The 2294-nt window shown below is 59.5% G+C and carries 4 protein-coding genes; all 4 read left to right on the top strand.

Annotated elements, in window-relative coordinates; genetic code table 11:
- Window positions 1–637, top strand: a 637-nt coding sequence (locus AC57B1_RS13845) for a site-specific integrase (protein ID WP_496417764.1), incomplete at its 5' end; no start/stop codon positions are given.
- 91 nt (window positions 638–728) lie between these two features.
- Window positions 729–1487, top strand: coding sequence for a hypothetical protein (locus AC57B1_RS13840; RefSeq protein ID WP_496417763.1), 759 nt, complete (start codon window positions 729–731; stop codon window positions 1485–1487).
- Window positions 1488–1735: 248 nt separating this feature from the next.
- On the top strand, window positions 1736–1954 hold the full coding sequence (locus tag AC57B1_RS13835) for a helix-turn-helix transcriptional regulator (protein WP_496417762.1): 219 nt from the start codon (window positions 1736–1738) through the stop codon (window positions 1952–1954).
- Entirely contained in the window at window positions 1955–2266 is a 312-nt protein-coding gene (locus AC57B1_RS13830; RefSeq protein WP_496417761.1) for a transcriptional coactivator p15/PC4 family protein, read from the top strand.
- Window positions 2267–2294 lie beyond the last annotated feature (28 nt).

Raw genomic sequence — 2294 nt, 5'->3', positions numbered from 1 at the left:
CCCCGAAGTCAAGAAACGACTGATGCTGACCGATGAGGAAATCGGGACGCTGATGAACGCAAAGATGAACCCCGAGAACCTGCTGTCTGTGCGCGTGCTCCTCGCGACCGGCGTGCGCGCCTCTGAATTGTTTACGGCGCTGCGCGAACACGTTTATCTCGATGAGGCGCGCTGGCACATTCCAAAGAGTAAGACGGGCCCCGAGATGGACATTCCGTTAGCGCCCGCAGTGGTCGACTGGCTCCGACAACTCGACGTACTAGCGGGCCAATCAAGCTACGTGTTGCCTGCACGGCTGCGCACACGCTTTGAGCGTTTCGACGGTGACGCGCACGTATCTAAAGATGCGATCCGCGAGGCTATCGACTTCTGGATCGACAACCACAAGCCGCCAATCCGCCGCTTCACGCCACACGATCTACGCAGCACGATGAAAAGTCACATGCGCAAACTCGGCGTTGCGCGCGACATCAGCGAAATGTGTTTGAACCACAAGCTCGCCGGCGTGGAAGGCATCTACGACCAGCACACGTATTACGACGAACGGCGTCACGCGCTCGAGCTTTGGGCCCGCTTCATCACCACGTGCCAGGCGGGCAAGAAATGGAATGTAGTGCCGTTCAAACAGACGGCATAACGGTTTGCCGCGCCTAGCCCGACGGGGCGAATACCGGGTGCCCTACCCGGTCGGCGCGGCTCTCAAATAGGGCTCTGCTACAGGGCAAGCAATGAGTGTATTTGAATGGATCATGGATGAGGATGGCCCCGCGGCGCCATACTCCGACTTGACCGGAATCGACGACCTGCTTACGGAAATCCATGGGCTGATGGAATGGGAAGACGACCCGCCTGGATCAGTCGCAATCTCCCCTACGTTCGCGCAACTGGAGGCCGGAGCCGCGTATGCGCTCGGGGAGCTCGCAAAAGCTGAATCGAAATATCGGGCCGCCATGGAATCGAAGGGCGAGCCAATTTCCGATGACGACCTCGTTAATCCTGTGGATCTGCTGATTGAGCATATGGAGGCGGCGACAGAGGAGGAGTTGTTGCTCGACTACCCCAAAGGGCTGCCGGAAAACCAAGTCTACGTGCTGGGAGCGCTCGCGCTTGTGTACGTGGATCGAGCTATCGGACATCTACTCCACGACAAACCTGTAGATGCGGTCAACGCCATGGCAAGGGCGTGCTCTGCAATCCATGCTTCGGGATTTTTTAATGGACACGATCAAGGAATAGCGTGGATTCGGCGCACCAACTCATCCAAGGGTGGGGAGGCACGCAATGCGCCGTATAAGCAGCTCCAAAAATGGGCCAAGGCGCGCTATCGAGCGAGGACGTGGAAATCGCCGCATCAAGCATCCCACGAGCTGAGAGACGCGGTATTGGAACACGCCGGGGTGCTTGGCGTAACTCTGAGCCCGTACCGCGCGCAGCAAACTATCTACGGATGGTTCCTCAACGCTGACAAGGAGCCATCTCAAAAATAGTCCAGCGCCGCGTATTCGGGTGCCTGCCACCCGCATACGAGCGCGAGCACCCGCTTGCGGCTGGCTCGCCCTCGCCTGCTCATGCCAGCCCCTTGTACTGCGTGAGCCAGCCAATCGCCTACGTCAACTTGGCGCGCGGCTATTTTTCCGGTTTGCCCTGCTATTAAATCCGTGTTGCCCGCTCATTTTGAATCAGCGCGGCGCAACACTAGACGGGCAGTGTCGCGCCGCGCTCCACGGAGTGACACATGTCTGCAATGCTTCCCCAAGCACTGACGAATTTCCGCATCCTGCCTGACGAGGCGCACATCGACGTGCGCACCGTCGCCGCGCTATTTGGTTGTTCCGTTCCCACCGTCTACCGCCGTGCGCGCGCCAAGCAAATCCCGGCGCCGCGCAAGTTCGGATCGAGCACTCGCTGGAACGTCGGCGAGATCCGCGGCGCCCTGACGCCGGAGGCCGCATAAATGACGGCCAAAAAAATAGCCCACCAAGGCAAAGCCCAGGCAGGCCGGAACGACACCAACAATTCTAGCAGCGACACCGAATATCTGGTGCGCTTTCTGGACGCCGTGAAAAATGCGAGCGAGCGTCTGCGCGTCGACCTCAAGACTTACCGCGGCAACACCTACATCGACATCCGCGTGTGGTACGTGGATGCCTCCGGCGAGTATCACCCGTCGAGCAAGGGCGTAATGCTCAAGCCGACGCTGGCCCCCGAGCTGCTGCGCGGTATCGCGCTGGCCGCGCAATCCTTCGATCCGAAGGAGGCCGCGTGACGATGCGTGAATTTCTCAATACAGCCCC

Source organism: Paraburkholderia sp. BGA-UO-ETr-F21, from assembly GCF_059567925.1.
Note: the sequence above shows the minus strand (reverse complement) of the source record. Positions and strands in the feature narration are given on the sequence as shown.